Source organism: Geobacillus sp. GHH01 (assembly GCF_000336445.1).
GTDB classification, from domain to species: domain Bacteria; phylum Bacillota; class Bacilli; order Bacillales; family Anoxybacillaceae; genus Geobacillus; species Geobacillus zalihae.
The window spans coordinates 3,483,858-3,510,235 of record NC_020210.1; the positions used below are offsets into that span (position 1 = coordinate 3,483,858).

The 26,378-nt window shown below is 54.0% G+C and carries 27 protein-coding genes; 9 read left to right on the top strand and 18 right to left on the bottom strand.

What is annotated here, in order from left to right; translation table 11 throughout:
* Window positions 1-464: 464 nt before the first annotated feature.
* From GHH_RS17230 to GHH_RS17245, 5 genes are all read right to left on the bottom strand, one after another.
* A complete protein-coding gene (locus GHH_RS17230; RefSeq protein ID WP_015376073.1) occupies window positions 465-1,598 on the bottom strand; it encodes an acyl-CoA dehydrogenase in 1,134 nt (377 codons plus the stop codon).
* A 233-nt stretch (window positions 1,599-1,831) separates the two neighbouring features.
* Window positions 1,832-2,683 (bottom strand): 3-hydroxybutyryl-CoA dehydrogenase, encoded by an 852-nt coding sequence (locus GHH_RS17235; protein ID WP_011232862.1) that lies wholly within the window; start codon window positions 2,681-2,683, stop codon window positions 1,832-1,834.
* A gap of 12 nt (window positions 2,684-2,695) precedes the next feature.
* Window positions 2,696-2,887 (bottom strand): hypothetical protein, encoded by a 192-nt coding sequence (locus GHH_RS18645; protein WP_081601545.1) that lies wholly within the window; start codon window positions 2,885-2,887, stop codon window positions 2,696-2,698.
* A gap of 118 nt (window positions 2,888-3,005) precedes the next feature.
* Window positions 3,006-4,184, bottom strand: coding sequence for an acetyl-CoA C-acetyltransferase (locus GHH_RS17240; RefSeq protein ID WP_015376074.1), 1,179 nt, complete (start codon window positions 4,182-4,184; stop codon window positions 3,006-3,008).
* A 156-nt stretch (window positions 4,185-4,340) separates the two neighbouring features.
* The gene (locus GHH_RS17245; RefSeq protein ID WP_014196973.1) at window positions 4,341-6,437 is read right to left on the bottom strand and encodes a (Fe-S)-binding protein; all 2,097 of its coding nucleotides are present in this window, start codon (window positions 6,435-6,437) and stop codon (window positions 4,341-4,343) included.
* A gap of 335 nt (window positions 6,438-6,772) precedes the next feature.
* Here GHH_RS17245 and cls point away from each other — a divergent pair, with 335 nt between their 5' ends.
* A complete protein-coding gene (gene cls / locus GHH_RS17250; RefSeq protein ID WP_015376075.1) occupies window positions 6,773-7,963 on the top strand; it encodes a cardiolipin synthase in 1,191 nt (396 codons plus the stop codon).
* Between the two features lie 129 nt (window positions 7,964-8,092).
* Here the strand turns inward: cls and GHH_RS17255 are convergent, their stop codons facing one another.
* The 6 genes from GHH_RS17255 to speE all read right to left on the bottom strand — a co-directional run bounded on the left by GHH_RS17255 (window position 8,093) and on the right by speE (window position 12,923).
* Window positions 8,093-8,260 carry a XapX domain-containing protein gene (locus GHH_RS17255; RefSeq protein ID WP_013146634.1) on the bottom strand — a complete coding sequence of 56 codons (168 nt, stop codon included), beginning with the start codon at window positions 8,258-8,260 and terminating at the stop codon, window positions 8,093-8,095.
* 74 nt (window positions 8,261-8,334) lie between these two features.
* Window positions 8,335-10,008 carry an arginine--tRNA ligase gene (argS, locus tag GHH_RS17260; protein WP_011232868.1) on the bottom strand — a complete coding sequence of 558 codons (1,674 nt, stop codon included), beginning with the start codon at window positions 10,006-10,008 and terminating at the stop codon, window positions 8,335-8,337.
* Between the two features lie 3 nt (window positions 10,009-10,011).
* The gene (locus GHH_RS17265) at window positions 10,012-10,443 is read right to left on the bottom strand and encodes a DUF1934 domain-containing protein (RefSeq protein ID WP_011232869.1); all 432 of its coding nucleotides are present in this window, start codon (window positions 10,441-10,443) and stop codon (window positions 10,012-10,014) included.
* A 254-nt stretch (window positions 10,444-10,697) separates the two neighbouring features.
* On the bottom strand, window positions 10,698-11,075 hold the full coding sequence (locus tag GHH_RS17270; protein WP_011232870.1) for a hypothetical protein: 378 nt from the start codon (window positions 11,073-11,075) through the stop codon (window positions 10,698-10,700).
* A gap of 131 nt (window positions 11,076-11,206) precedes the next feature.
* Window positions 11,207-12,082, bottom strand: a complete 876-nt coding sequence (gene speB / locus GHH_RS17275) for an agmatinase (protein ID WP_014196976.1) — start codon at window positions 12,080-12,082, stop codon at window positions 11,207-11,209.
* 13 nt (window positions 12,083-12,095) lie between these two features.
* Entirely contained in the window at window positions 12,096-12,923 is an 828-nt protein-coding gene (speE, locus tag GHH_RS17280) for a polyamine aminopropyltransferase (RefSeq protein ID WP_014196977.1), read from the bottom strand.
* Window positions 12,924-13,179: 256 nt separating this feature from the next.
* Between speE and GHH_RS17285 the strand changes: the two genes are divergently transcribed.
* Complete coding sequence (locus tag GHH_RS17285; protein WP_015376077.1) at window positions 13,180-15,225, top strand: transglycosylase domain-containing protein; 2,046 nt, start codon at window positions 13,180-13,182, stop codon at window positions 15,223-15,225.
* Between the two features lie 131 nt (window positions 15,226-15,356).
* On the opposite strand, the gene GHH_RS17290 is transcribed toward GHH_RS17285, so the two are convergent.
* Both GHH_RS17290 and GHH_RS17295 read right to left on the bottom strand, forming a co-directional pair.
* Complete coding sequence (locus tag GHH_RS17290; protein WP_014196979.1) at window positions 15,357-15,872, bottom strand: YwhD family protein; 516 nt, start codon at window positions 15,870-15,872, stop codon at window positions 15,357-15,359.
* Window positions 15,873-15,891: 19 nt separating this feature from the next.
* The gene (locus GHH_RS17295) at window positions 15,892-16,560 is read right to left on the bottom strand and encodes a site-2 protease family protein (protein WP_015376078.1); all 669 of its coding nucleotides are present in this window, start codon (window positions 16,558-16,560) and stop codon (window positions 15,892-15,894) included.
* 131 nt (window positions 16,561-16,691) lie between these two features.
* Between GHH_RS17295 and GHH_RS17300 the strand changes: the two genes are divergently transcribed.
* Both GHH_RS17300 and GHH_RS17305 read left to right on the top strand, forming a co-directional pair.
* The gene (locus tag GHH_RS17300) at window positions 16,692-16,880 is read left to right on the top strand and encodes a 2-hydroxymuconate tautomerase (protein ID WP_014196981.1); all 189 of its coding nucleotides are present in this window, start codon (window positions 16,692-16,694) and stop codon (window positions 16,878-16,880) included.
* Window positions 16,881-16,983: 103 nt separating this feature from the next.
* Window positions 16,984-18,285 (top strand): NCS2 family permease, encoded by a 1,302-nt coding sequence (locus tag GHH_RS17305; RefSeq protein WP_015376080.1) that lies wholly within the window; start codon window positions 16,984-16,986, stop codon window positions 18,283-18,285.
* Between the two features lie 90 nt (window positions 18,286-18,375).
* On the opposite strand, the gene GHH_RS17310 is transcribed toward GHH_RS17305, so the two are convergent.
* The 3 genes from GHH_RS17310 to GHH_RS17320 form a co-directional block, all read right to left on the bottom strand.
* On the bottom strand, window positions 18,376-18,894 hold the full coding sequence (locus GHH_RS17310; protein ID WP_015376081.1) for a YwgA family protein: 519 nt from the start codon (window positions 18,892-18,894) through the stop codon (window positions 18,376-18,378).
* 13 nt (window positions 18,895-18,907) lie between these two features.
* A complete protein-coding gene (locus tag GHH_RS17315) occupies window positions 18,908-20,206 on the bottom strand; it encodes an HD domain-containing protein (protein WP_015376082.1) in 1,299 nt (432 codons plus the stop codon).
* Window positions 20,207-20,350: 144 nt separating this feature from the next.
* A complete protein-coding gene (locus tag GHH_RS17320) occupies window positions 20,351-20,578 on the bottom strand; it encodes a DUF1450 domain-containing protein (RefSeq protein ID WP_011232879.1) in 228 nt (75 codons plus the stop codon).
* Between the two features lie 175 nt (window positions 20,579-20,753).
* On the opposite strand from GHH_RS17320, the gene GHH_RS17325 reads away from it, so the two are divergent.
* The gene (locus tag GHH_RS17325) at window positions 20,754-21,407 is read left to right on the top strand and encodes an RsfA family transcriptional regulator (RefSeq protein ID WP_015376083.1); all 654 of its coding nucleotides are present in this window, start codon (window positions 20,754-20,756) and stop codon (window positions 21,405-21,407) included.
* A gap of 138 nt (window positions 21,408-21,545) precedes the next feature.
* On the opposite strand, the gene GHH_RS17330 is transcribed toward GHH_RS17325, so the two are convergent.
* Together GHH_RS17330 and pta are read right to left on the bottom strand one after the other, a co-directional pair.
* Window positions 21,546-22,397, bottom strand: coding sequence for a lipoate--protein ligase family protein (locus GHH_RS17330; RefSeq protein WP_011232881.1), 852 nt, complete (start codon window positions 22,395-22,397; stop codon window positions 21,546-21,548).
* Between the two features lie 199 nt (window positions 22,398-22,596).
* The gene (pta, locus tag GHH_RS17335) at window positions 22,597-23,577 is read right to left on the bottom strand and encodes a phosphate acetyltransferase (protein ID WP_015376084.1); all 981 of its coding nucleotides are present in this window, start codon (window positions 23,575-23,577) and stop codon (window positions 22,597-22,599) included.
* A gap of 228 nt (window positions 23,578-23,805) precedes the next feature.
* On the opposite strand from pta, the gene hemQ reads away from it, so the two are divergent.
* The 4 genes from hemQ (at window position 23,806) to GHH_RS17355 (ending at window position 26,378) form a co-directional block, all read left to right on the top strand.
* Complete coding sequence (gene hemQ, locus GHH_RS17340) at window positions 23,806-24,552, top strand: hydrogen peroxide-dependent heme synthase (RefSeq protein ID WP_011232883.1); 747 nt, start codon at window positions 23,806-23,808, stop codon at window positions 24,550-24,552.
* Window positions 24,553-24,873: 321 nt separating this feature from the next.
* On the top strand, window positions 24,874-25,320 hold the full coding sequence (locus GHH_RS17345; protein WP_011232884.1) for a cell wall hydrolase: 447 nt from the start codon (window positions 24,874-24,876) through the stop codon (window positions 25,318-25,320).
* Between the two features lie 18 nt (window positions 25,321-25,338).
* Entirely contained in the window at window positions 25,339-25,926 is a 588-nt protein-coding gene (gene gerQ, locus GHH_RS17350) for a spore coat protein GerQ (protein WP_015376086.1), read from the top strand.
* A 134-nt stretch (window positions 25,927-26,060) separates the two neighbouring features.
* Window positions 26,061-26,378: a hypothetical protein gene (locus tag GHH_RS17355; protein ID WP_236612578.1), complete on the top strand. Its 318-nt coding sequence runs from the start codon at window positions 26,061-26,063 to the stop codon at window positions 26,376-26,378.

Below are 26,378 nucleotides of genomic sequence, written 5' to 3' on the forward strand. Positions count from 1 at the left end.
ACCGTTTTCCAAAAACAGACAATGAATCGTTGTGCCGCGACGTTGCCATCCAGTTCGCCGCCCATTCCGGGTTTTCCAAAGACAGACAACGAATCGTTGTTGGGAAAAGAGAATAGGATCGCTCCGGCTGCACAACAAAACGCAGCAAATGACAGAGCCCCGTGTTTATGCCTCCATCCCTGAAAGCGGCGTTGTTCAGCCTTCCGAAGACCCGACGGTTTGCGGCTCATTCCACCATTTCATTCGGTTGCCAATCATGAGCTGACTGAACACAAGCTTTTCTGCCTCTTCCCTCGAACAAGAACGCCGACGGGCAAATGCCATTTGCCCGCAAAACGTTCATTGTTCGAGGAGGGCATGCTGTCGCATGCCCAGTCGGCAAGCGAACGGCTTGCCGACTACGGCAGAAAAGCTAGGAACAGAGCCTTCTCATCTGGTTTGGATTGGTTCATCAACATGCCTGGTTACAAATGTTTGCTGATGACGATGCGCTGAATTTCGCTCGTTCCTTCGTAAATTTGCGTAATTTTCGCGTCACGGAACAGCCGCTCGACCGGGTAGTCTTTCGTGTAGCCGTTGCCGCCGAAAATTTGCACCGCCTCGATGGCATTGTCCATCGCTGTTTGTGAAGCGAAGAGCTTCGCCATCGACGCCTCTTTTCCGCACGGCAGCCCTTGCGCGCGCAGCCAAGCGGCGCGATAGACGAGCCATTTCGCCGCTTCCGCCGCCGTCGCCATATCGGCAAGCTTGAAAGAGACGCCTTGCTGCTCGATGATCGGTTTGCCAAACTGCACCCGCTCTTTCGCGTAGGCGACGGCATGTTCGACTGCCGCCTCCGCGATGCCGAGCGCTTGGGCGGCGATGCCGATCCGACCGACGTCAAGGTTGGCCATCGCGATTTTAAATCCTTCCCCTTCCTGACCGAGCAAGTTTTCCGCCGGCACTTCGGCGTCTTCAAACGTAATGGTCACCGTCCGCGACCCGTGCAGCCCCATCTTCTTCTCATCTTTGCCAATCGACATCCCTGGCGTCCCTTTTTCCACAATGAACGCGGAAATGCCGCGGCTTCCGGCTTCTTCCGGATTCGTGCGGGCGAAGACGATGTACGTATCTGCCTCCCCGCCGTTGGTGATGAATATTTTTGAGCCGTTTAGCACATAACGATCTCCACGGCGCACCGCTTTCGTCTTCAAGCTTTTCGCATCCGAGCCGGCGCTCGGTTCAGTAAGGCAAAACGCCCCCAAGTACTCACCTCGGGCGAGCTTTGTCACGTATTTTTGTTTCTGTTCTTCGGTGCCGAAATACAAGATCGGATTCGTGCCGACCGACGTGTGCACTGATAAGATGACACCGACGGTCGGGCTCACTTTAGAAATTTCATGAATGGCGATGATGTACGAAACAAAGTCCATACCCGCGCCGCCATATTGCTCCGGGACAGTGATGCCCATTAGGCCGAGTTCGGCCATTTTCGCTAAAATCGGGCGCGGAAACTCCCCTTGTTCCATGCGCTCGACAAATGGGGCGATCTCCGCCGCGGCGAACTCGCGCACCATTTGCCGCATCATTTCCTGCTCTTCGGTGAAGCGAAATTCCATGAAATGGCCTCCTTCCGATGTCGCTGACACAATGGTGTTTTCAGGCGCTCCTCCGCTCCATGGGGCAGCCAGCAGGCAACTGAACGATTCTATAGATTTGCCTTATAGGCTGTAAAACAGCGTTCCCGCATGCACCTAACGTGCGGCGTTACGGTCGGCAGACAGCATAGCGGGCGCCGCCCCACGCACATTGCGGCACGCTTCGGCGTTGTCCTGGAGCGACGCCAAGCGGTTTATTCATACGTGTAAAATCCGCGGCCCGTCTTGCGGCCGAGCCATCCGGCTTTCACATATTTGCGCAAGAGCGGGCATGGGCGGTATTTGTCATCGCCGAACCCCTCATGAAGCGTTTCCATAATGTATAAGCACGTATCGAGCCCGATAAAATCAGCGAGCGTCAGCGGACCCATCGGATGGTTCATGCCGAGCTTCATCACTTCATCGATGGCTTCTTTGGTCGCCACCCCTTCGTACAAGGCGTAAATCGCTTCGTTGATCATCGGCATGAGAACGCGGTTCGAAATAAAGCCCGGAAAGTCGTTCACTTCGACCGGCACTTTGCCGAGCTTGCGGGCAACGGCTTCGATCGTTTCATACACGTCATCAGCCGTCGCCAATCCGCGGATAATTTCGACGAGCTTCATCACCGGCACCGGGTTCATAAAGTGCATGCCGATCACTTTCTCTGGCCGTTTCGTCGCGGCGGCAATTTCCGTAATCGGCAGCGACGACGTGTTCGACGCTAAAATCGTCTCCGGGCGGGCGAGCGCATCGAGCTCGGCGAACAGCTTTGTTTTCACGTCCATGTTTTCGACGACCGCTTCAATGACAAGATCCGCTTCAGCGGCGGCATGCAAGTCGGTCGAGCGGGCAAGCCGCGCGAGCGCTGCGTCTTTGTCCACCGCTGTCATTTTCCCTTTTTCCACTTGGCGGGCGAGCCCTTTTTCGATGTTGGCGATTCCTTTGTCCAACTGCGCTTCGCTAATGTCGTACAAAAACACTTGATAGCCAGCGACGGCGCACACTTGAGCGATTCCTGACCCCATCTGTCCGGCGCCGACGACCATGATTGTTTTCACATCCATCTTCTGTTCCCCCTATCGTCCGCTTTGCGTTTCCTTCTCCGCGCCTAAACTCATATGTCTCACTGCCGCCAGCAACCAACGGCAAACGGTCTTTGCATCGTCATCACAACAACCCCTGCTGTCAACCGTTGATGCCGCGGCTGTTGCGGCAATGAGCAACGTGCCGCACGCTGCGGCAGAGACAGCGACGGCATGCCGCACCATATGGCGCGATGCCTCATGACGCAACGCTTGGGGCAGACGGTCACACGCCGCATCCTATGCCTTGGCGCAACACTGGAAGGCGACGGCGGCATGCCGCTTGCCCGCCGCGCCCCGCTCGTTATACCTCGACCAAGATGGCGTCGCCTTGGCCGCCGCCGCTGCAGATGGCGGCGATGCCGAGGCCGCCGCCGCGGCGTTTCAGCTCATAAATGAGCGTGAGGATGATGCGTGCGCCGCTCGCGCCGATCGGGTGGCCGAGGGCGACAGCGCCGCCGTTGACGTTCACTTTTTCCGGGTCAAGGCCGGCGATTTGGATCGCAGCAAGAGCAACAGCGGCAAACGCTTCGTTTATTTCGAACAAGGCAATGTCGTCGACCGTTTTTCCCGTTTTGCGGAGCAGCTCGTTGATGACAAGTCCCGGCGTTTTTGGGAAATCTTTCGCCTCAACGGCGATGGCGGTGTGGGCGACAACAGTCGCGAGCGGCTCAAGCCCCTCGCGGGCGGCGCGCTCCTCGCTCATCAAGACGAGCGCCGCGGCGCCGTCGTTGACGCCCGGGGCGTTGCCGGCAGTGATCGTTCCTTCCGGGTCAAACACCGGCGGCAGTTTCGCCAACGCTTCAAGCGACGTGTCTTTGCGCGGCGCCTCGTCGTGTTCGACGACAAGCGGCTCTCCTTTGCGCTGCGGAATCGTCACCGGAACGATCTCTTCCGCGAGCCGACCGGCTTCGATGGCGGCAATGGCTCGCATATGGCTGCGGTACGCCCACTCATCCTGCGCCTCGCGTGTAATGCCAAGTTCACGCGCTGTATTCCCGCCATAAACGCCCATATGGACGCCGGTAAAACTGCATGTCAAGCCATCATACACCATTAAATCCTTCACCGTGCTGTCGCCCATTCGCAACCCCCAGCGCGCTTTCGGCAGCACGTACGGGGCGTTGCTCATCGATTCCATCCCGCCCGCGACAACGACATCGGCGTCGCCTAAGCGGATGAGCTGATCCGCGAGCGTCACGGCGCGCATGCCCGATGCGCATACTTTATTGACCGTCTCGGTGCGAACATGCCACGGAATGCCGGCATGGCGCATCGCCTGCCGCGATGGGAGCTGTCCTTGTCCGCCTTGCAAGACGGTGCCTAAAATGACATGATCGACTTGTTCCGCGCTCACATCCGCGCGGGCAAGCGCTTCTTTCACGGCAATGCCGCCGAGTTCTGACGCTGACAGCGCTTGCAAAGAACCGCCGAGTTTTCCGAACGGGGTGCGCGCCCCGCTGACAATCACTGTTTTTCCCATATTCCTCTCCCCTTTTCATCGGATAAGAAAGCGATTACAAAACACAGACTGAACGCTCGCTCGGTCGTGGTGCGAAAGAGAAGGTGTACGATCATACACCTTCTCTTTCATTATACTTATTATTTTAAAAAATAGAAATTGTCTTCGCAACTATTTTTACGACGCCGCTTCTTCTTTTTCTTCACCAAATACTGATTTTGCCAAAATCTCGGCGACATCGTACGTAAAGACGCGGTCTTCCACTTCCTTGGCCTTCGTGCCGTCTGACAACATGGTCAGACAGTACGGACAGCCGGAGCTGATGACCGTCGGATTGACAGCGAGCGCTTGCTCAGTGCGGGCGACGTTGATCCGGTTGCCGGTCGTCTCCTCCATCCACATGAGGCCGCCGCCGGCGCCGCAACACATGGCGCGTTCGCGGTTGCGCTCCATTTCGACAAGCTCGACGCCCGGGATAGCGCGCAAAATTTTCCTTGGCGCGTCATAGACGTCATTGTAGCGCCCTAAATAGCACGAGTCATGGAACGTAATGCGCTCATTCACTGGATGTTTCGGCACGAGCCGCCCTTCTTCGATGAGCTTGGCGAGCAGCTCGGTATGATGATACACTTCGGCCTCGAACCCGAAATCCGGGTATTCATTTTTGAACGTATTGTAAGCGTGCGGGTCGATCGTCACGATTTTCTTGACGCCCGCTTTTTCAAATTCCGCGATGTTGTTCGTCGCTAATTCTTGGAACAAAAACTCATTTCCTAACCGGCGCGGCGTATCGCCTGAGTTTTTCTCTTTGTTCCCTAAAATCGCAAACTTGACGCCCGCTTCGTTCAGCAGTTTGGCAAACGCAAGGGCGATTTTTTGGCTCCGGCTGTCATACGACCCCATCGAGCCAACCCAGAACAAGTACTCGATTTCCTCTCCCGCTTTCGCTGCCTCTTTGACGGTCGGCACATGCACATCATCGCGCAGCTCGCGCCAGTTCTCCCGCTCTTTTCGGTTCAAGCCCCACGGATTGCCTTGGCGTTCGATGTTCGTCATCGCCCGCTGCGCGTCCGGGTTCATCCGTCCTTCCGTCAGGACAAGATAGCGGCGCAAGTCGATGATTTTATCGACATGCTCATTCATGACCGGGCATTGGTCCTCACAGTTGCGGCACGTCGTACAGGCCCAAATCTCTTCTTCGGTGATGACATCGCCGATTAAGCTTGGCATTTCGATCGTCGCCGCCTGCTCCGACGCCGCGGCGAACGCGAGCTGATTGCCCCTTGTATGTTTGAAAGCGAACGCGGGCACCCACGGCGTGCGTGACGTGACGACCGCCCCTTTCTCCGTCAAATGGTCGCGCAATTTTAAAATCAAATCCATTGGCGACAACATTTTCCCCGTGCCGGTCGCCGGACACATGCTTGTGCAGCGGCCGCATTCGACACAGGCATACAAGTCGATCAATTGCTTTTGCGTGAAATCCTCAATTTTGCCGACGCCAAACGATTCTTGGCTTTCGTCTTCAAAATGGATCGGGGCAAGCTTCGGCCGCGTCAGCCGGCTGAAAAAGACGTTGATCGGCGCAGCGATCAAATGGGCGTGCTTTGATTGCGGCACGTACACGAGGAACGTGAGCAAAATCAACAGATGCACCCACCAGGCGATAAAGAAGAGCACCGCAGCCCCCGTTTCGCCGACCCAGGAAAACGCGGCAGCAATAAGCGAGGCGACCGGCTCGCTCCATGTCGCTTCTTCGCCGTGCCAAATGATGCTCATCCCGTTGCCGAACAACACCGACAGCATGAGCCCGGCGATGAAGATGAGGACAAGCCCAGCTTTCAAGTCGCGCTTTAAACGGACGAGCTTTTCAATGTAACGGCGGTAAAAGGCGGCGAGCACCGCGATCAAAATAAGCAAGGTAACGATTTCTTGGAAAAACGTAAATCCCGCATACAGCGGCCCAAGCGGCAAATGCGCCCCCGGCGCAAGCCCTTTGATGATGAAATCAATCGCGCCAAATTGGACGAGAATAAAGCCATAGAAAAAGACGACGTGGATCAGTCCGCTTTTTTTGTCCTTGAGCAGCTTTTTCTGGCCGAACACGTTGACCCAGATGTTTCGCAGCCGCTCTTTTACTTTGTGGTCAAACTCGAATTTTTTGCCGAGTTTGATGTACATCGCCCGCGTTTTTACGACATATGCAAACAAGTAAATTGCGTAAGCGGTTACAAGCAAAAACGCGAGCCAGTTCACCACCAACAAGGCATTCATCTTCTCTCCCCTTCCCCCGTTTTTCGAGCGAATGTGTTGCCATAACAAAAGAAATTTTCAGAATTCGCTTTATGTCTATTGTACAAATGAATGAGCATTCAGTCAATAGCCTTTTTTCATCCCAGCCGCGAAAACTTTCCCTTTGCAACGGAGCGATCGCGGGGGAATCATCGATTTGTTCAGCCCTCTATAGACTCCCATGACGAAAAAAATTCATCAATATGGAAATTTTATTCATTTGGAGTTTGGGTATGTTCACGGTAGATGCAATTTGAAACGTTTTGCGCGTTCTCGGGCACATTAATAAATACCGAATCGACATAGGAGGAGAAGATATGGTCGTCATTTCCGTCATTGCCATCGTATTGCTGCTTGTTTATCTTGATGACAAGCTTGGACAGTTCATCTTCCGCAATGGGCGCAAAAAAGTCGTCTACCCGGAGCGGAGAAGCGATATTTCCCTCTATATCAACGGCAGGCATTTATTTTCTGATTACTTCGCTGAACTAGGCCGCGCCCGCGATCATATTCACGTCTTGTTTTACATTATAAAAAATGACGAAACGAGCGCGCCATTTTTCCAGATTTTAAAGGAAAAAGCAGCTGCCGGCGTGAAAGTGCGAGTGTTGACCGATTGGATCGGCAGCTTTGGACTGCCGAAAGCGCTCATCCGTTCGCTCGAGGAAAGCGGGGTGGAGTTCGCCTATGCCCGAAAGCCGCGCTTTCCGTTTTTCATTTACCGCCTCAACCGCCGCAACCATCGGAAAATTACGGTCATCGACGGGCGGGTCGGCTACATCGGCGGTTTTAACATCGGCCGTGAATACAACGGAAAAGACGCCAACTTCGGCGAATGGCGCGATTACCACTTAAAAGTGAACGGCGAAGGGGTTCACGACTTGCAAGAACAGTTTTTGCACGACTGGGAAGAAGCAACGGGGCGGACGGTGCCTGACAAACATCGCTACTTCCCGCCGCTTCCGGCCGGCGCCATTCGCCATCAGCTCGTCGCCACCAACGGCGCTGCCCTTGAAGAACAGTTTATCGAGGTCATCCGCCAGGCGAAAAAAGAAATTATGATCGGCAGCCCATACTTCATCCCAAGCCGGCCGCTGTTTAACGAGCTGATGCAAGCGCTTCGGCGCGGGGTGCGTGTGACCGTCCTTGTGCCGCTGAAGGCGGACCATTTATTTGTCAAAGAGGCTGCCTATCCGTACTTTTATCGACTCTTGAAAGCCGGCGCGCGCATTTACCGCTTTTACCAAGGATTTTACCATGCAAAAACGCTCGTCATCGATGAGGAGTGGTGCGACGTCGGCACAGCAAATTTCGATCGGCGCAGCTTGTTTTTAAACAGCGAAATCAACTGCTATGTGTTTGACCGCGCGTTTACCCGCCTCGTCAAACGGGCGATCGAGCGCGATTTGTTGCGCGCCGAGCCGCTGACGGTCGACTTTTGGCAAAAACGTTCGCTTCTTGACCGCGGCAAACAGTCGATTTCCCAGCTCATCTCCGCCTGGCTTTGACCGGTCTGAAGTTCCATTTCCCTCCCAAGCAACAGAAGAAGCAAAAAAACCCGGCCGGCGCTTCCGGCGGCTTGATGCTGCCAAAATTGCGCCAACCGGGTTTTGTTCCCCGTTTGATCATGCAAGTGCTTACTTCCAAAACACCGTGAACCATTGAAACAACCGCATGCCGAGATACACCCCGACGATGCCGGCGATGCCGGCCAACGCCGGGGGAGCGGGAATCGGCAACCGAAGCAAGGTGAACAAAAAGCCGACAACGATGCCGGTGATGAGCGATAGTACAACTTCTTTCATTTGTTGATCCTCCACCACTGTTTTTCTTTAGAATGCCCAAACAAAAGAGGGAGCAGTCGCTCCCCCTCGTTCGTTTACATTTGTTCCGGCGCTGAAACGCCAATGAGCGCTAACGCATTTTGCAGCGTAATTTGCACCGCCTTGACAAGCGCGAGGCGGGCTTTTGTTTTTTCGATGTTGTCCAGATCAAGCACTTTTTCCGCGTTATAAAAGCTATGGAGCGCGGAAGCCAAATCGAATGCATAGGCGGTGACGCGATGCGGCATCCGCTTGAGCGCCGCCTCGGCGACGACATCGGGGAAATCGCCGAGCACTTTGAGCAGCTCGATTTCCTTTTCCGTTTCCACAAGATGGTGAAGCGCTAAGTCGCCGTCATAGGAAATGTGTTGTTCCTCCGCTTGGCGAAGAATGCTCGAAACGCGGGCGTGCGCGTATTGGACGTAGTAAACCGGGTTTTCATTCGACTGCGACACGGCCAAGTCCATGTCAAAATCCAAATGCGTATCGCCCGAGCGCATCGCAAAGAAATAGCGGACGGCATCGACGCCGACTTCTTCCATGAGCTCGCGCATCGTCACCGCCTTGCCGGTGCGCTTGCTCATTTTGACGCGCTCACCGTTTTGGTATAGGTTCACCATTTGAATGATTTCCACTTCAAGCGCCTCCGGATCATAACCGAGCGCAGCGATCGCCGCCTTCATGCGCGGAATGTAGCCGTGGTGGTCCGCCCCCCAAATGTTGATGAGCTTTTTGAACCCGCGCCGCAGCTTGTCTTGATGGTAGGCGATGTCCGGAAGCAAGTACGTATATGTGCCGTCCTGCTTAATTAAGACGCGGTCTTTGTCGTCCCCAAACGCCGTCGAACGGAACCATGTCGCCCCGTCCTGCTCGTAAATATAGCCGCGCTCGCGCAAAGTGGAAAGCGCTTCGTCGATTTTTCCGCTTTCATAGAGCGATGTTTCCGAATACCAGACGTCAAACGGCACACGGAAGTCGGCCAAGTCTTTTTTGATTTTTTCAAGCTCATAGCGGAGCCCATAGTCGCGGAAAAAGGCAAGCCTTTCTTCTTCCTCCATTTCGACAAACCGGTCGCCGTACTCTTCGGCAAGCTTTTTGCCGATTTCGACGATATCGTCGCCGTAATAGCCGTCCTCCGGCAACGGCATATCGACACCGAGCGCCTGAAAATAACGGGCTTCGACCGATTTCGCTAAATTGTAAATTTGCTTGCCGGCGTCATTAATATAGTATTCACGCGTCACGTCAAACCCGGCTTTCGCCAAAATGTTGCAAAGCGAATCGCCGACCGCCGCGCCGCGGGCATGACCTAAATGCAGGTCTCCGGTTGGATTGGCCGAGACGAACTCGACTTGCACTTTTTCCCCGTTGCCGACGTTCGATTCGCCATACGCTTGTCCCGCCTGCAAAATCGCCGGCACGACCGCCGTCAAATAGCGGTTGTCCATGTAAAAGTTAATAAACCCTGGCCCGGCGATCTCGATGCGGGCGACCGACATGCGTTCGCGGTCAAGCTGCCCGACGATGGCTTCGGCGATCGCCCGCGGCGGTTTTTTCGCGATGCGGGCGAGCTGCATGGCGATGTTCGTCGAGTAGTCGCCATGCGCCTTGTCGCGCGGCACCTCAAGCAGCACATCCGGCAGCTCGTCGGCCGAAGCCAGCCCTGCTCTTACCGCCGCCTGGCGGATTTCTTCTTTCATCTTTTCCTTGATTTGTCCGACAATGTTCACCGCTTATACCCCCTTAAATGTCAACGTCAACGTATGGCGCCCGCTTCGCTCATCGCCTAGCATCAGTTCATAGGAAAGAAAAAGCCGCCCCTTTTTCCGCTGCTCATCATAGTGAAACTCCATGGAGCTCGTTTTGGCCGCCAGCGCCCATCGTCCGAACGCTGTCCCATAATGGCCCGATGTTTCTTGGCGGCGGCGGAACGTTTGCCGCATCTCGACCGCTCCGGAACGAAGGACGGTCACCTCGTCAGGCGCGATTTTCACAATGTTGTTCACCCGCCCGAGTTCGTTTTCTTCGGCAAACTGCAAATAAACGGTTTCCCCTTTTATGTAATACGTGCCATCCGCCTCAAGCACAACCGTCTCTTGGCGCGGACCGTCGCGAATGACAGCCACTTGGCGGAGGCGCGCCGGGATGCCGTTTGTTTCCTTCATATCGATGAACACACCTTTGCGAACAAACAGTCATAATTTATAGTATAATGAACTGTTTCGCTCCATTCAAGAGGGGACAAACCCGATGGCAGATTTCCGCTCCAGTGGGCAAAAAAAGGGGCTGACCCAAAAGGTTGTTTTTCCTTAAACAAAACACAACATATCGTTTCTTAATGATTGTTTTATACCTACATACGGTAATAAGAAAAGGTGTCCCGATCCTTTTGGGACACCCTCTTTGTTCCATCGGTATTTTATGATGACGCCCGAACATTTTTTAACACGTTAATAGCAAAAAGAATGACACCTATCACGACGAGCACCCCGCCAATCGCTGTCACCGGCACGAACGCTTCGTTGCCGTAAACGACGAAAATGAGACCGATCATCATGACCGGCAGGCCGATATTGTGCAGCCAGAAATGCACTTTCGCCCATTTCGTCGCCGCCGCTTGTGGAAATAAATGATAGATGATGCCAGCAAGCGTCAAGGCCGTCCAGCCAAGCAAGTTGATATGGACATGGACCGGGGTCAGCGCAAACGAATGGGTCATCGACATGCCAAGCCCCATACAGACGCCAATGACAAAGTACACAACGGAAATTTTGATCAGCTTCACGCCCATCTTCATTCCCCCTCTCCTTTTTCTGTAAATACATTACATATTATTACGCTCCGTACGCTCATATTCCTGCATCTTTTGTCCCACCAAAGAAAAAAGCGCCCTCGCAAACTTGCGATTTAGGCGCTTTTTCTCATTTTTCACTTCGCCACCCAGCCAAGCAGCATTTCTCTCACAAGCTTGCTCGCCGTATTGGCCGTTTGTTCGGAATGGTCGTAAATCGGTGCGACTTCCACCAAATCGGCGCCAACGACTCGCACGTCGGAGCGGGCGATCTCGTGAATGGCCGAAAGCAGCTCTTTTGACGTAATGCCGCCGGCATCGACCGTCCCAGTGCCTGGGGCATGAGCGGGATCAAGCACATCGATGTCAATCGTCACATACACCGGACGGCCAGCGAGCTTCGGCAACACGGAGCGGAGCGGTTCAAGCACCTCAAACTTGGCGATGTACATGCCGTTTTCTTTCGCCCATTCGAACTCTTCCTTCATGCCGGAGCGGATGCCGAACGAAAAGACATTCGTCGGGCCGATCAGGTCAGCGACCTTGCGGATTGGCGTCGCATGCGACAGCGGCTCGCCTTCGTAATGTTCGCGCAAGTCCGTGTGCGCATCCATATGAATGACGGCCAAATCCGGGTAGTATTCATACACCGCTTTCATGACCGGCCAGGAGACAAGATGCTCGCCGCCAAGGCCGAGCGGAAATTTGCCGGCGTCAAGCACCTTTTTCACGAACTGTTCAATCAGCTCCAAACTGCGGGCCGCATTGCCAAATGGCAGCGGAATGTCCCCAGCGTCAAAGTAGCGGATGTCTTTGAGTTCGCGGTCCAAATATGGGCTGTACTCCTCAAGCCCGATCGACACTTCGCGGATGCGGGCCGGGCCAAACCGTGAGCCAGGCCGGTAGCTGACCGTCCAGTCCATCGGCATCCCGTAAATGACGGCTTCGCTTTCTTCAAAATTCGGATGGCTGCCGATAAACACGTTGCCCGAATAGGCTTCATCAAATCGCATTGCCTGCGCCCCCTTACTTCGTTAAATCCGCGACAAATTTCGGCAAGACGAAACACGCTTTGTGCAATTCTTTCGTGTAATATTTCGTCTCAATGTCATGGAACCGGTCGTCGCTCACAGCGAGCGGGTCGTATTTTTTCGAGCCGAGCGTAAACGTCCAGAGCCCGCTCGGATACGTCGGAATGTTCGCCGTATACAAACGGGTGATCGGGAAAATTTCTTTCACATCGCGGTATACGTTGCGAATCAAATCGGCCTTAAACCACGGATTGTCCGTTTGGGCGACGAAAATGCCGTCTTCCTTCAACGCGTTGGCGATGCCGGCGTAAAACCCTTTTGTGAACAAGTTGACCGCTGGGCCGACCGGTTCGGTTGAGTCAACCATAATGACGTCATACTCGTTTTCGCTTTTGGCGATATGCATAAACCCGTCATCGACTTTCACTTCGACGCGCGGATCATCGAGTTTGCCGGCAATCTCCGGCAAGTAGGTTTTCGAGCACTCGATCACTTTGCCGTCAATTTCGACAAGCGTCGCTTTTTTGACGCTTGGGTGCTTCAGCACTTCACGAATGACGCCGCCGTCGCCGCCGCCGACGACAAGCACGTTTTCCGGATTGGGGTGGGTGAACAGCGGCACATGGGCGACCATTTCATGATAGACGAACTCGTCTTTTTGTGTTGTCATGACCATGCCGTCTAGAATGAGCATGTTGCCAAACTCCGCCGTTTCGACCATATCGAGCTTTTGGAACGGCGTCTGTTCTGTATGTAAAGTGCGGATGATGCGTGCGGTGATGCCAAAATGCTCCGTTTGCTTTTCGGTAAACCAAAGTTCCATCGGTAACATCCTTTCTCCGAGCGTTGCTTACTATACAAGTTTTCCTTAGCCAACGAAAAACTAAACATGAAAAAGTATAGAGCAATCTAGCAAAAATGCAAGAGGAACAAGTTTAAAATAAAAAATTTTTTTTCATACTGGTAAGAAAAAGCGGAAAACCTCGCTGGCGAAGCCTTGACAAAAGCAAGGCGGCGCATTCAGCCGGGCGTCCGCCCGCATGTCTAAAACAACGCCAAAACCGTTGAGGTGATGCGCAATGGAACCGATCCCGGGCAGCCGTTTTCGCGGCACGTGGAAATATGTGCGCGCCGCCGTCTTTATCGGCTTTTTTCTCGTCATCTTTGCCTTCGCCGCTCTCGGGAGCTTTGTGTTGTTCGCGAAAATCGAAGGCGCCCCGCCGGTCGCCGTGCCGCAGACGACGATTTTTTATGCCGCTGACGGCAGCAAAATCGGGGAAAGCGACCATGGTCAAAAACGCTATTGGGTTCGGCTCAAAGACATGTCCCCGCACATCATCGAAGCGACGATCGCCGTTGAAGACCGGAAGTTTTACGAACATCACGGGTTTGATTTGAAGCGAATCGCCGCCGCCATCATTGCGAATGTCGAGGCGATGGCAAAAGTCGAAGGGGCGAGCACGATCACCCAGCAGTATGCGCGCAACTTGTTTTTGACGCATGAAAAAACGTGGTCGCGAAAAATCCAGGAAGCGTTGTACACCATCCGGCTTGAAGCCAACTACAGCAAAGATCAAATTTTGGAAGGCTATTTGAATACGATTTACTACGGCCATGGCGCCTACGGGATTGAGGCGGCAGCCCGCTACTATTTCGGCAAGCACGCGAGCGAGCTGACGCTCAGCGAGGCAGCCATGCTCGCCGGCATTCCGAAAGGGCCGTATTACTACTCGCCGTTTGTCAATGAACAGCGTGCGAAAGCGCGGCAAAAAATCGTGCTCACCTCCATGGTGGAAGCCGGCTACATCAGCCGCCAAGAAGCGGAGCAGGCGTACCGCGACAAACTCGTCTACGCCCGGCACCGGGAACAAGAGCAGCCGATCGCTCCGTATTTTCAAGATGTCGTCAAACAGCAGTTGCGCACGAAACTCGGCCTGGATGAGCGGACGATCGAGCTTGGGGGGCTGCGCGTCTATACGACGCTGGATCCGCGTCTGCAACGGATTGCCGAAGAGCAAATCCGTCGCATCATCGATCCGCACTCTGCCATTCAAGCGGCGCTTGTGGCGATGGATCCACACACCGGGGAAGTAAAGGCGCTCGTCGGCGGACGCAACTACGAAGAGAGCCCATTCAACCGGGCCGTGCAGGCGGAACGCCAGCCAGGGTCGACATTTAAGCCGTTTTTGTATTACGCGGCGATCGAGCAAGGATTCACCCCATCGACCCAACTGCGCAGCGAGCTGACGACATTTACGTTTAACGGCGGCCGATCGTCGTACACCCCCCATAATTACAATGACTACTATGCCAACGGCCCGATCACGCTCGCCGAGGCGCTCGCCGTATCCGACAACGTCTTTGCGGTGAAAACGCTCCAGTTCATCGGCGCCGACAAACTCGTCGACACAGCGAAAGCGCTCGGCATCACAAGCAGATTGAAAGCAGTGCCGTCGTTGGCGCTCGGCACCTCGCCCGTGAAAGTGATCGACATGGTGGCCGCGTACAGCACGCTGGCCAACTACGGCAAACAAACCGAACCGGTGTTTATTCAAAAAGTCGTGGATGCAAACGGAAACGTGCTATATGAACATAAGCCGGAGAGCCGGCAAGTGCTCGACCGCGACGCAGCGTTTGTGACGACCCATTTAATGACCGGAATGTTCGACCCAAAGCTTAACGGCTATACGACCGTCACCGGGCAGTCAATCATCGATGACATCACGCGTCCGTACGCCGGCAAGTCGGGAACGACGAAAACGGACAGTTGGATGATCGGGTTCGCCCCGCAACTAGTCGCCGGCGTCTGGACCGGCTACGATCGCGGAGAAACGATGGATCGTCCTGCGGAAAGGCAATATGCCAAACAAATATGGGTTCACTTTATGGAACAAAGCCTCGCTGGCGAACCGAAAAAATCGTTCAAACCGACCAAAGGCGTCATCGGCGTCTACATCGACCCGCAAAACGGCAAGCTGGCCACCGACTCCTGTCCGGTGAAACGAAAAACGTACTATCTCATCGGTACAGAACCGACCGACTATTGCACCGACCATTTGGAAAAGAAAAAGAAGAAAAAAGAAGACAATCAAAGCTGGTTCGAGAAATGGTTCCCATGGTTTTAAACAAGAAAATCCCCTGCGTATGCACGCAGGGGATTTTCTTGTCCTAGTTTTCCTGTGTTATACATGTAGATTTAGTTTATCCTTTTTTTCACACAAGAACAAGCCCTTGCCCATATCTTTTCACAAAACCGTCACATTTCCACTTCCAAATCTTGTTTCAGCTTGTCGCTCGAACGGTTCCACATCCCAATGTCGTGCCCTTTCAAAAAGTCGGCGAGCACCCGTTTTGATTTCGCGTCCATATGATCGACAATAATGTGCCGCTTTAGCGATTTATCGAGCCGGTTCACATGTTCCGGCAATAACTTATAGCCGCGGCGCGCCTCACGGTCGATCGTCATTTCGCACGCCGTCACCCCGGCGTAATACGGGCCGTCTTCACGGCGCTCGATCGTCACCCAGACGATCCAATACGGCTTGCCGTTTGGCACGGCGGAACGGTCGGGCAAAAACTTGATGCCGCGCTCGACGGCGCTGCGCGCATGCATCGCCCCCATATCGACGAACGCTTCGCCCGCTTCGACGTCAATGATGACCGGCGAAACGTTTTCTAAGCTCAACGCCCCGGCGCCAAAGCCGCGGTGCCCGTCGGTCGGATCGTCTTTGATGATATTAAAGCCGATGTTTTTTTTCTTTTTTTGCTCCATTCCGCTTGTTCCTCCTTCCTTACATAAACAAATTGGCGACCAACGACTGCAAATTTTCCAATACAAACGGCAGCGCCACTTGAAACACCGGCTCAATCGTATATCGGTCAAGCGGCGTGAGCACAAGGATAAGAAAAATGAGCGCCCCGTACGTTTCCCACTGCGTCATTTTCGCCCGCAGCCCATCTGGGGCCAAGTCTTCAATAATACGATACCCGTCAAGCGGCGGAAACGGCAATAAATTAAACACAAACAAGACAGCGTTCAAGCTGATAAAAATTTGGAAAAACAGGTCAAACCCGGCCGCAAACCAATCCGGCAGCGCCCGCATGATGCCGAAATCGATCATCGCGTACCAAATGACAAATCCAAGCGCGGCAAGCACGAGGTTGCTCAGCGGTCCGGCAACCGAGACGAGAATGCCGGCAAGGCGCGGATTTTTGAAATAAAAGCGATTGACCGGCACCGGGCGCGCCCAGCCAAACCCAGCGAGAAAAATCAGCAGGGTGCCAAGCAAATCCAAATGAGCAAACGGTGACAATGTCAGCCGTCCCTCGTTTTTCGCCGTCGGATCGCCGAACTTGTAGGCGACGTATGCATGAGCGAACTCATGCACGGAAAACGCCAGCGCCAGCGTCAACAGCACGTACGGAATTTCGCTTAACGAATACGGCAAAATGTGTTCCACTTGATTAACTCCTTTTCCCCTGTATTCACTATCCTTAGTATACATGATTTACCGCCAAAAGTGGACTGAACTTCACGGTTCCATGGTATAATAAGCGCGACAGCACTCGACAAGGAAATGGGGGAATGATGATGCCGTATGTCACGATCAAAATGCTCGCCGGCCGCACGGATGAGCAAAAGAAAGCGCTGGTGGAAAAAGTGACCGACGCCGTCGTCGAGACGACAGGGGCGAAACGGGAGAGCGTTGTCGTATTCATTGAAGAAATGACGAAAGACCATTATGCGATCGCCGGAAAACGGCTGAGCGACACAGAGTGACACAAGAGCGGGGGCGCATGAAGCGCTCCCGTTGCATTTTTAGGGAAAAACGAATATTATTTATAATGGTTTCTGACATTGTTCGTTTTTTAGGAGGTGGCCCATGATTCGTTTCGCAGAGAAACAGACTGACCGCAAAACGGAATTTCTCGCTGGCCTGACGACTTTTTTCACCATGGTGTACATCATCGTCGTCAATCCGGTCATCTTATCAGATGCCGGCGTCCCGTTTGAACAGGCGTTCACCGCCACCGTCATCGCGACCGTCGTCGGCACGCTATGGATGGCCATCTTTGCCAACTATCCGATCGCCATCGCGCCCGGCATGGGGCTGAACGCCTATTTCGCCTATTCCGTCGTCGGCTCGCACGGCGGCATTTCGTACGAAACCGCGTTTTCCGCCGTGTTTGTGGCCGGGGTGTTGTTTTTGCTGCTGTCGCTCACCCCGCTCCGCAGCAAGCTGATCGAAGTGATCCCCGACAGCTTAAAACACGGCATCACCGCCGGCATCGGGCTGTTTATCGCCTTTATCGGCCTGCGGCTGACCGGAATCATCCAAGCCCATCCGCAAAATTTGGTCGCGCTTGGCAACTTGCATGCCCCGTCGGCCGTGTTGACGCTCATCGGCCTGGCGGTGACGCTCATTCTGATGATGCGCGGCGTCAACGGCGCCCTGTTTTACGGCATGGTCGCGACCGGCGTCATCGCCTACGCGACCGGGCAGCTTCACTTTGACAAAGGTATCGTCTCGCTGCCGTCGCTGCCGGAAGGGCTTGTCGCCGCCAATCCATTGACGGCCGTTGGCGATGTCATCAGCCACAGCTTGTACGCTGTCGTCTTTTCCTTTTTGCTTGTCACGCTCTTTGACACGACCGGCACGATGATCGGCGTCGCCCAGCAAGCGGGACTGATGAAAGGAAACACACTGCCGCGCGCCCGCGAGGCGCTCTTGGCCGACTCCGTCGCGACCACGATCGGCGCCATGTTCGGCACGAGCCCGACATCGGCGTACATCGAGTCGTCAACCGGCGTCGCCGCCGGCGGCCGCACCGGCTTGACCGCGCTCACGGTCGCCGTCTTGTTCATCGCAGCCGCCTTTTTCAGCCCGCTTGTCGGCGCCGTCGCCGGGCTTTCTGCCATCACCGCCCCGGCGCTCATTGTCGTCGGCAGCTTGATGATCAGCAACATCGCCCATATCAATTGGCGCGAACTGGACGAAGCGTTCCCAGCCTTTCTCATCATCTTAAGCATGCCGCTCACGTCCAGCATCGCGACCGGCATCGCGCTCGGCTTCATCTCGTACCCGCTCTTAAAAATCGCCCGCGGCCGCTGGCGCGATGTGCCGTTGCTGCTGTACGTGCTTGCCGTGCTGTTCTTTTTGCAGCTGGCGTTTTTGCCGCATTAATCCAAAAGAAGAAGGTGTCCCGGAAACAATGGGACACCTTTTCGTCTATGGCCAGCTGATGGTGTGTTGAAACAGTGTTTTTCATCTTCCCTACACACAAGCGCCCTTGTTGCAACGGCTCCGCAGCGCCTCAATATACGCATACGCCTCTTCGATCTCGTCCTCCGTATAGCGCTGCTTGCTTTTTACGACAGCGATTTTCTCTTTTACCTCATCTTTTGACAAATGTTCAAAATAGAGCACCGTGGAGACAAGCTCCAAAAAGCGTGCGTTTTGTCCGTTCATCGCCTGCATGCATTCGGCAAGGCCCGGCATCTCCCAGTCGTAATGGCGCAAAAACTGTTCGCCCGCTTCGGTCAGTGTATAGCGGTATTGCACATAGCCGCTCTTTTTCTCTTTCACTTCATGCAAAAAGCCGAGCGCGCACAGCTCTTCGATGCGGCACGTCAACTCTTCCGAATACGGGCCGTAAAAGTGGAAGTCGAACTTCTCATAAAACGGAAAGTCGAGCTTTTTGGCGATGTAAATCATTTTTTGCAGCTTTTTGCGGCCCGCTATTTCCCCGGCGGCCGCCAACGCCTTCATCACTTTCGCATGCTCTGTGAGCACTCTCCGTCATCTCCTAACCCTTTAAAATTTCCATAATCTTTTTCTTCACTGTCCGCTTCGTCGACATGTCTTCAAGAAAATCAGCGGGGAAATAGAGCTTATGGTCGGTGCGCCGCTTGCCGGAAATGGCGTCAACCAACACCGATTCGCGCGACAGCTCGCGCAGCTCCCCGTTTGGCATCAACAAATAAATCGGCAGGCGCTCGCCTTCCTCGCCCGGCCGGTAAAAATCGTACGGCAAGTCGGACGATGAATCGACGACCAAGTAATAGTCTGGATCGATCCCGGCCTTTTTGAACAAGCCGGTCAGCTCGATCAGCTTTGCCATTTGCTCGTTTGTCGGATGGAACTCCGTATATTTGAACAGGCGGCGGTGGACAAACCGCCGGCATAAGTCGCTTAAAATCGGATCCCGCTCGTATTGCCATTGCTGGAAGTAAAACAGGATGATTGCTTCATCGAGCGCCAAATAGTCGCCGAGCGTTACATGGCCGGCAAAAAACGATAAAAAATGGGTTGGCTTCGTCGCAAACGTATACCCGTCCTCGTACAGCTTTTTCGCCCGATGCAAAATTTTCGTTAAAATGACTTCCGCACTGCGCGTCACAGGATGGAAATACACTTGCCAATACATTTGGTAGCGGCTCATAATGTAATCCTCGACCGCATGCATGCCGCTTCGTTTGATGACGACTTGGTCTTCGCGCGGGCGCATGACGCGCAAAATGCGCTCCATGTCAAAATAGCCGTAGCTGACGCCGGTGTAGTACGCATCGCGCAGCAAATAATCCATCCGGTCGGCGTCAATTTGGCTCGAAATGAGGCTCACCACAAGCTTGTTCGGGTACGTTTTGGCGATCACTTCCGCCACTTTTTGCGGAAAATCGTCGCCCACTTCGCGCAAGGCGGCGTTCACTTCTGTATCGCCTAAAATGATTGCCTGTGTAAAATCTTCGTGGTCGAGGCGAAACACCTTTTCAAATGAATGGGAAAACGGGCCGTGCCCTAAATCGTGCAAGAGCGCCGCGCATAGGCAAAGAAGGCGCTCGCTATGATCCCAATGATCGCGGCCGACAAACACGTCGTCAATGATGCGGCGGATGATTTCGTAAACGCCGAGCGAATGGTTAAACCGGCTGTGCTCGGCGCCGTGAAACGTCAAATATGTCGTGCCGAGCTGCTTGATGCGGCGCAGGCGCTGAAATTCTTTTGTGCCGATCAAATCCCAAATCACTTTGTCGCGAACATGTATGTATCGGTGCACCGGATCTTTAAACACTTTTTCTTCGTCAAGCTGCCCGCCGGAATACATCGCATCCTCCTCTTCCGTCTCCAACATACATCTATTATACGCCGTTTCTTTTGGCAAAGAAATAGTTGACTTTTTTCTCCGTCTTTCTCCATTATTGACGGAAAAAACAAAAAATCACCTTCTTTCGGCAAAGAAGGTGATCGGTTATCGCTTTTTCAACCTTTCGGCAATTTTATCAATCAGTTCGTCTTCCGTCAGCGCCGCCACCGGACGGTTGTTGACGAAAGCAAACGTCTTTTTCCGCCCTGGGCCGCAATACGACTGGCAGCCGATTTTGATGACCGCATCCGGATCAAGCTTTTTCAAGCGCGGAATCAATGTTTTTAAATTCGGCGCCTTGCAGTCGTCGCAAACGCGAAACTCATTCGCCATCACTCGTCATCCCTTTCCGCAGCGTTTGCTTTGTGTATTCTACCGCTTTTGCCGGAAAATTGCAAGTTGGCATGCTTTCACCCTTGTAATTTGCCAATCCCATAAACTTGCAACGTATAATTTTTTTCCTTTTGGTCCACCCTTTTACTAGCATGGGAAAAAGGAGTGGAGAACAATGAAACAACGGCAAGACGCTTGGACGGAAGAAGACGATTTATTGTTGGCAGAGACCGTATTGCGCCATGTGCGTGAAGGGAGCACCCAGCTGAACGCGTTTGAAGAAGTCGGCGACAAGCTGAATCGGACATCGGCCGCCTGTGGCTTTCGCTGGAATGCAGTCGTCCGCCATCAGTACGAAGAAGCGCTGCAGCTGGCGAAAAAGCAGCGAAAAGAGCGGCTGCGGCTGTTGGCCAAACAAGGCGGCGCGAAAAAGCGGCGTCTGTACGAGCCGCCGATGCCATCACTAGAAGAACTGGGAGAGGTGATGCAGCTGCCTGCCGTCATCCCATCCTCCCCGCCGCAACAAGTGACGCTGGATCAAGTGATCGCTTTTTTGAAAACGTTCCAATCCCATGAACGGAAACGGGAGACGCTGATCAAAGAAAACGAGCGGCTGCGCCGCGAAATTGAAGAATTAAAGCAAAAAAATAAAGAGCTTGAAGAAAAGGTTGCGAAATTAGAAGAAAATTCGTCGACCGTCCAAGAAGATTTTGAGACGCTCGTGAAAATCATCAACCGAGCGCGCAAAATGGTGTTAAAAGAGGAAGAAGAGCGGGGACTGACCTTCCGCATGGACCCGAACGGCAACTTGGAAAAAATCGCGGAGTAAATAAAATAAGGATGCCCTGTCCATGGCTGCGCCTTGATCGCACTCTCTCCGGTGCGGCCGAGACACGGAGCATCCTTTTTGCCTGCCGGCGGCGTCAGGCGATGAACGCAGGCTCTTGCTGCTGGGCGGACCGCCCCCTTATTCTCCTGCTAGGAGCTCGCCCTTGAGCGCCGTTTCATTCCGCTCGACGATGCGCGCCCAATACTGCTCATACCAATTCCATTCGCCGTTCTCGAGGGCAGACGAATATAGCTCGCCGCCAAACGACTGCAGCGTGCGCCAAAGGGCGACAAGCAGCTCATCGATCGACAACTCGCAGCCGAGAAGCTCAGACAGCGACGCCATGACAGTTGGGACAACATCGGGGTAGGCGAATTTCGTTTTCTCTCCTTGGCGGCCGAGCTCATAAAAACGGCGAATAAGCTCAGCCCGCGCGGCTCCGCTCCCGTTGACGCAAAGGTAGATTTGCACGGCAACGCCGCCGCGCACGCGCCGTTGCGAAATGCCGGCAAACTTTTTGCCGCCAATGCTCAAGTCATAGCTCCCCGGGCAATACGAACCGACGATTTCCCCCGCCTCAACGCGGGCGCCGTATGAGGCAAGCATGGCGGCCATGAGCGCATACATCGCCTCATACCCTTGCTCGATGGCAATCGTGTTTTTCGTTTCCGGAAAAATGAGCGAAATATTCAACACCCCGCTGTCAAGGACAACGGCCAACCCGCCGGAATTACGGACGACGACGCGATACCCTTCCTGGCGCAAAAACGAAATGGCCTCATCGATGTACGGAAGCTTCGTATCAGCGGCGCCTAAGACGACGGTATTCTCATGCACCCACGTGCGGACGACCGCATCCGACTGTCCCGCACCAACCGCGGTGCATAATGCATCATCGATGGCAAACGATTGTTTCGCATCAAACAGCGGACCGAAATGCGACTGGTCGATGACCCGCCATTTCGGCTGCCGCAGCAATTCATGGCTCATCGCAGCAAACCCCTTACGTTGAACGTTCCGCTCTCATTATACCACATCAAACTGGAACGATTACGGCCATTAAAAAAGAAAGCGGCTAAACAGCAGCCAGCCGCCTTCTTTGACACGAATCCATGCATGAAACAAGAGATCGCCCATTCTTTGGCAAAACGAACCGGTTCCGACTCCTCTTGCTCAGTTCGCCGCCTCTTTACTCCCCAAGCGACTGCGCCGCGGTGATGAGCGCGAGCTTGTAGGCGTCTTCGGCGCTGCAGCCGCGCGATAGGTCGTTCACCGGCTTGTTCAGCCCTTGCAAAATCGGGCCGACCGCTTCAAAGCCGCCAAGGCGCTGGGCGATTTTGTAGCCGATGTTGCCCGCCTCAAGGCTCGGGAAAATAAAGACATTTGCGTCCCCTTGAATGACCGAGTCCGGCGCTTTCTTTTTCGCCACCTCTGGCACAAACGCGGCGTCAAATTGAAACTCACCGTCAAGGATCAGATCCGGCGCCATTTCTTTCGCCAACCGCACCGCCTCAACGACTTTTTCCGTCTCCGGCGACGAGGCCGACCCTTTCGTGGAAAAGCTTAACAGCGCTACGCGCGGCTTAAGGCCGAACATTTTGGCCGTCCGGGCGCTCTCGACCGCGATTTCAGCCAAATCATGACTGTTAGGAGCAATGTTGATGGCGCAATCGGCAAACACATATTTTTCGTCGCCGCGCACCATGATGAACACGCCGGACGTTTTGCCAACGCCTGGCTTCGTTTTAATGATTTGCAAGGCTGGTCGGACCGTATCCGCCGTCGAATGTGCCGCCCCGCTGACGAGGCCGTCGGCCGCTCCCGTATAAACGAGCATCGTACCGAAATAGTTTTCATCGAAAAGCAACTCGCGCGCCGTTTCTTCTGTCACTTTCCCTTTGCGCCGCTCCACAAACGCCGAAACTAGCTCATCAAACCCGCCGTAGCGGCGCGGGTTGACAATCTCCACCCCTTCAAGCGGCAAGCCAAGCGCAGCTGCTTTCACCCTTATCGCTTGCTCATCGCCAAGGACGATCGGCTGAAGCACTTGCTCCGTCGCCAAACGGCTCGCCGCCGTTAAGATGCGGTCATCGGTTCCCTCCGGAAACACGATTTTTCGACCCGTATCGGTTACTTTCGCTTTTAATGCCGTAAATAAATCGGTTGTCACGATTCATGCCTCCTTCACGGTTGGCCCGCCTGTCTCCAGGCATCAGCCTTTCTCTACATTAAGCATACCGCTTCGATACGAAAACGCAACGATCGTAAGCCCTTCCAATCAATAATTCACCTTTTGGAACAATTCAGTATCTTTTGCTTTATGCACGGACACCCGCTTTTTTGGCCAAACTATGATATAGTGGTACTGTACAATTGATTGAATAAAGGAGTGACGATGATGAGCGAAGCGGCCCAAACGTTGGACGGTTGGTATTGTTTGCACGATTTCCGCACGATCGACTGGAGCGCGTGGAAAACACTTCCAAACGAAGAGCGCGAGGCAGCGATCAGTGAGTTTTTAGCGCTTGTCGACCAATGGGAGACGACGGAAAGCGAGAAGCAAGGAAGCCATGCCGTCTACACGATCGTCGGGCAAAAAGCCGATATTTTGTTCATGATTTTGCGGCCGACGCTGGATGAGCTGCATGAAATCGAAACAGCGCTTAACAAAACGAAACTCGCCGACTATTTATTACCTGCGTATTCGTACGTTTCAGTCGTGGAGTTGAGCAACTACTTGGCGTCCGGCAGCGAAGATCCGTACCAAATTCCAGAGGTGCGCCGCCGTTTGTATCCAATTTTGCCGAAAACGAACTACATTTGCTTCTATCCGATGGACAAGCGGCGCCAAGGCAACGACAACTGGTACATGTTGTCGATGGAACAGCGGCGCGAACTCATGCGCGCCCACGGCATGACCGGCCGAAAATACGCCGGCAAAGTGACGCAAATCATCACCGGCTCCGTCGGCTTGGATGATTTTGAATGGGGCGTCACCTTGTTTTCAGATGATGCGCTCCAGTTCAAAAAGCTCGTCTATGAAATGCGCTTTGATGAAGTGAGCGCCCGCTTTGGCGAGTTTGGTTCATTTTTCGTCGGCACTCGCTTGTCGGTGGAAAAAGTTCCTTCGTTCTTCCATGTATAAAAAAGAGGGGCCCAAACGCGGCAGGGCCCCTTCGCTTATTTTCCTGTTCTTCAAGCAACCGGCGAGCTCCTCCCCCTGAAAGGTCAGCCAAACGAGCGATTTCTTCCGCCGTCATCCCTTTGCACATCATGTTACGGGTCTTTCTTGCGCAACGGGTTTCCCTTTTTGGTCAACCTCCCCTGTTTCTGTCATATCCAGCCCAACTGCCCCATACATATAAATCAGAAATTCCTCCGAGAAATCGCCTGTCTGTCTGTCACCATTTTCCTGTTCCATCAATAGCCTATTACTGTCGAAATTCACAACGACTGAGGTGACGATATGGGTCAGATCGCTCCCTCCATTGTAGCCCACACAGAAGAGGAAGTGAAGTTGTTGGCTCGGCTCATGCGAGCCGAAGCGGAAGGAGACGGGCGGCTTGGGATGCTCATGGTCGGCAACGTCGGCGTCAACCGCGTCATCGCCGACTGCCTTGACTTCCGCGGCATCCGCTCTATCCGGCAAATGGTGTTTCAAAGCCCGGGCGGCTTTGAGGCGGTGCAAAAAGGGTACTTTTACCAACGGGCGCGCGAAGTGGATATAGGCCTAGCCCGCCAAGTGCTCCGCGGTTGGCGCTACCACCCAGCGACAAACGCCCTTTGGTTTTTTAAACCACCTGAAGGTCAACCGTGCCCACCGCAATGGTTTGGCCAGTGGAACGTCGGCCGCTACAAATCGCATTGCTTTTTTGCACCGACTCCATCCGACTGCCCACGTGTCTATTCTTAATATTGAGGAGGGTTCTTTATGCCGAACAATCCAGAAAATCAATTTTATCCACTTGATGAGGAGCAACAATCATTTTATTATTCGCCGTTCGGTCAAGAACGGCAACAACCGTATGCATCCTATCCATACGGCTATCCGTATCCGCAGCCGTACTATCCGGCGGCGTACCCGTATTATTACTATCCGCAAGCGGCTGCCGCTCCAACGATGACACCGGCGACAGCCGCCGCTCCGACGTTCGGTTTGCAGGCGCCGACGTTTACGGCCCCGACACCGATGCCGACCACCACCGGCCCATCGATTCCAGGGATGCTGCCGATTGAAGAATCGTACATTGAAAACATTTTACGGTTAAACAAAGGAAAAGTCGCCACTATCTATGCGACGTTTGAAAACAACCGTGAGTGGAATGCCAAGGTGTTTCGCGGCGTCATTGAAGCGGCTGGACGTGACCATGTCATTTTAAGCGACCCACAAACAGGCACACGCTATTTGATCCCGATGATTTACCTCGATTACGTCACGTTTGAAGGAGAAATCGCCTACGAATATCCGTTTGCCGGTGCTACAGCCGCAACACCGCTTGCTACGTATTCTCCACGCTAAACGGAAAAACTGTCTTTTGACAAGAAGGTTGCCGATGGCAACCTTCTTTTTTTGGTTGACGTGATGGCCATCACAAGCTGCTACTACACGGCCTTATATAATGGTGGTAAATGACACAAAAGAGGTGTCTACTGATGGTTTGGACGTCGCGTGATTTCCTGCTGGGGGTACATCTTATCGCGGCGATCATGTGGGTGGGGGGCGTGGCATTCATCGGCTGGGCAGTGTATCCAGCCTCCCAATTCATGCCGCCTCTTGAGCGCCGGCAATTTTTCCGCTCGCTCATGCAGTGGTCGCATCGGCCGCTCGCCGCGGCAAGTGCCGTCGTCATCGCCACTGGCATATGGCTTGGCACAGCCGCCGGACCGATCAACCGTTGGGCAGATGTATGGCAGACCGCCTATGGCCGTGTATGGCTGACCGCCCTTCTCACAGGCATCGCAAGGCGATGA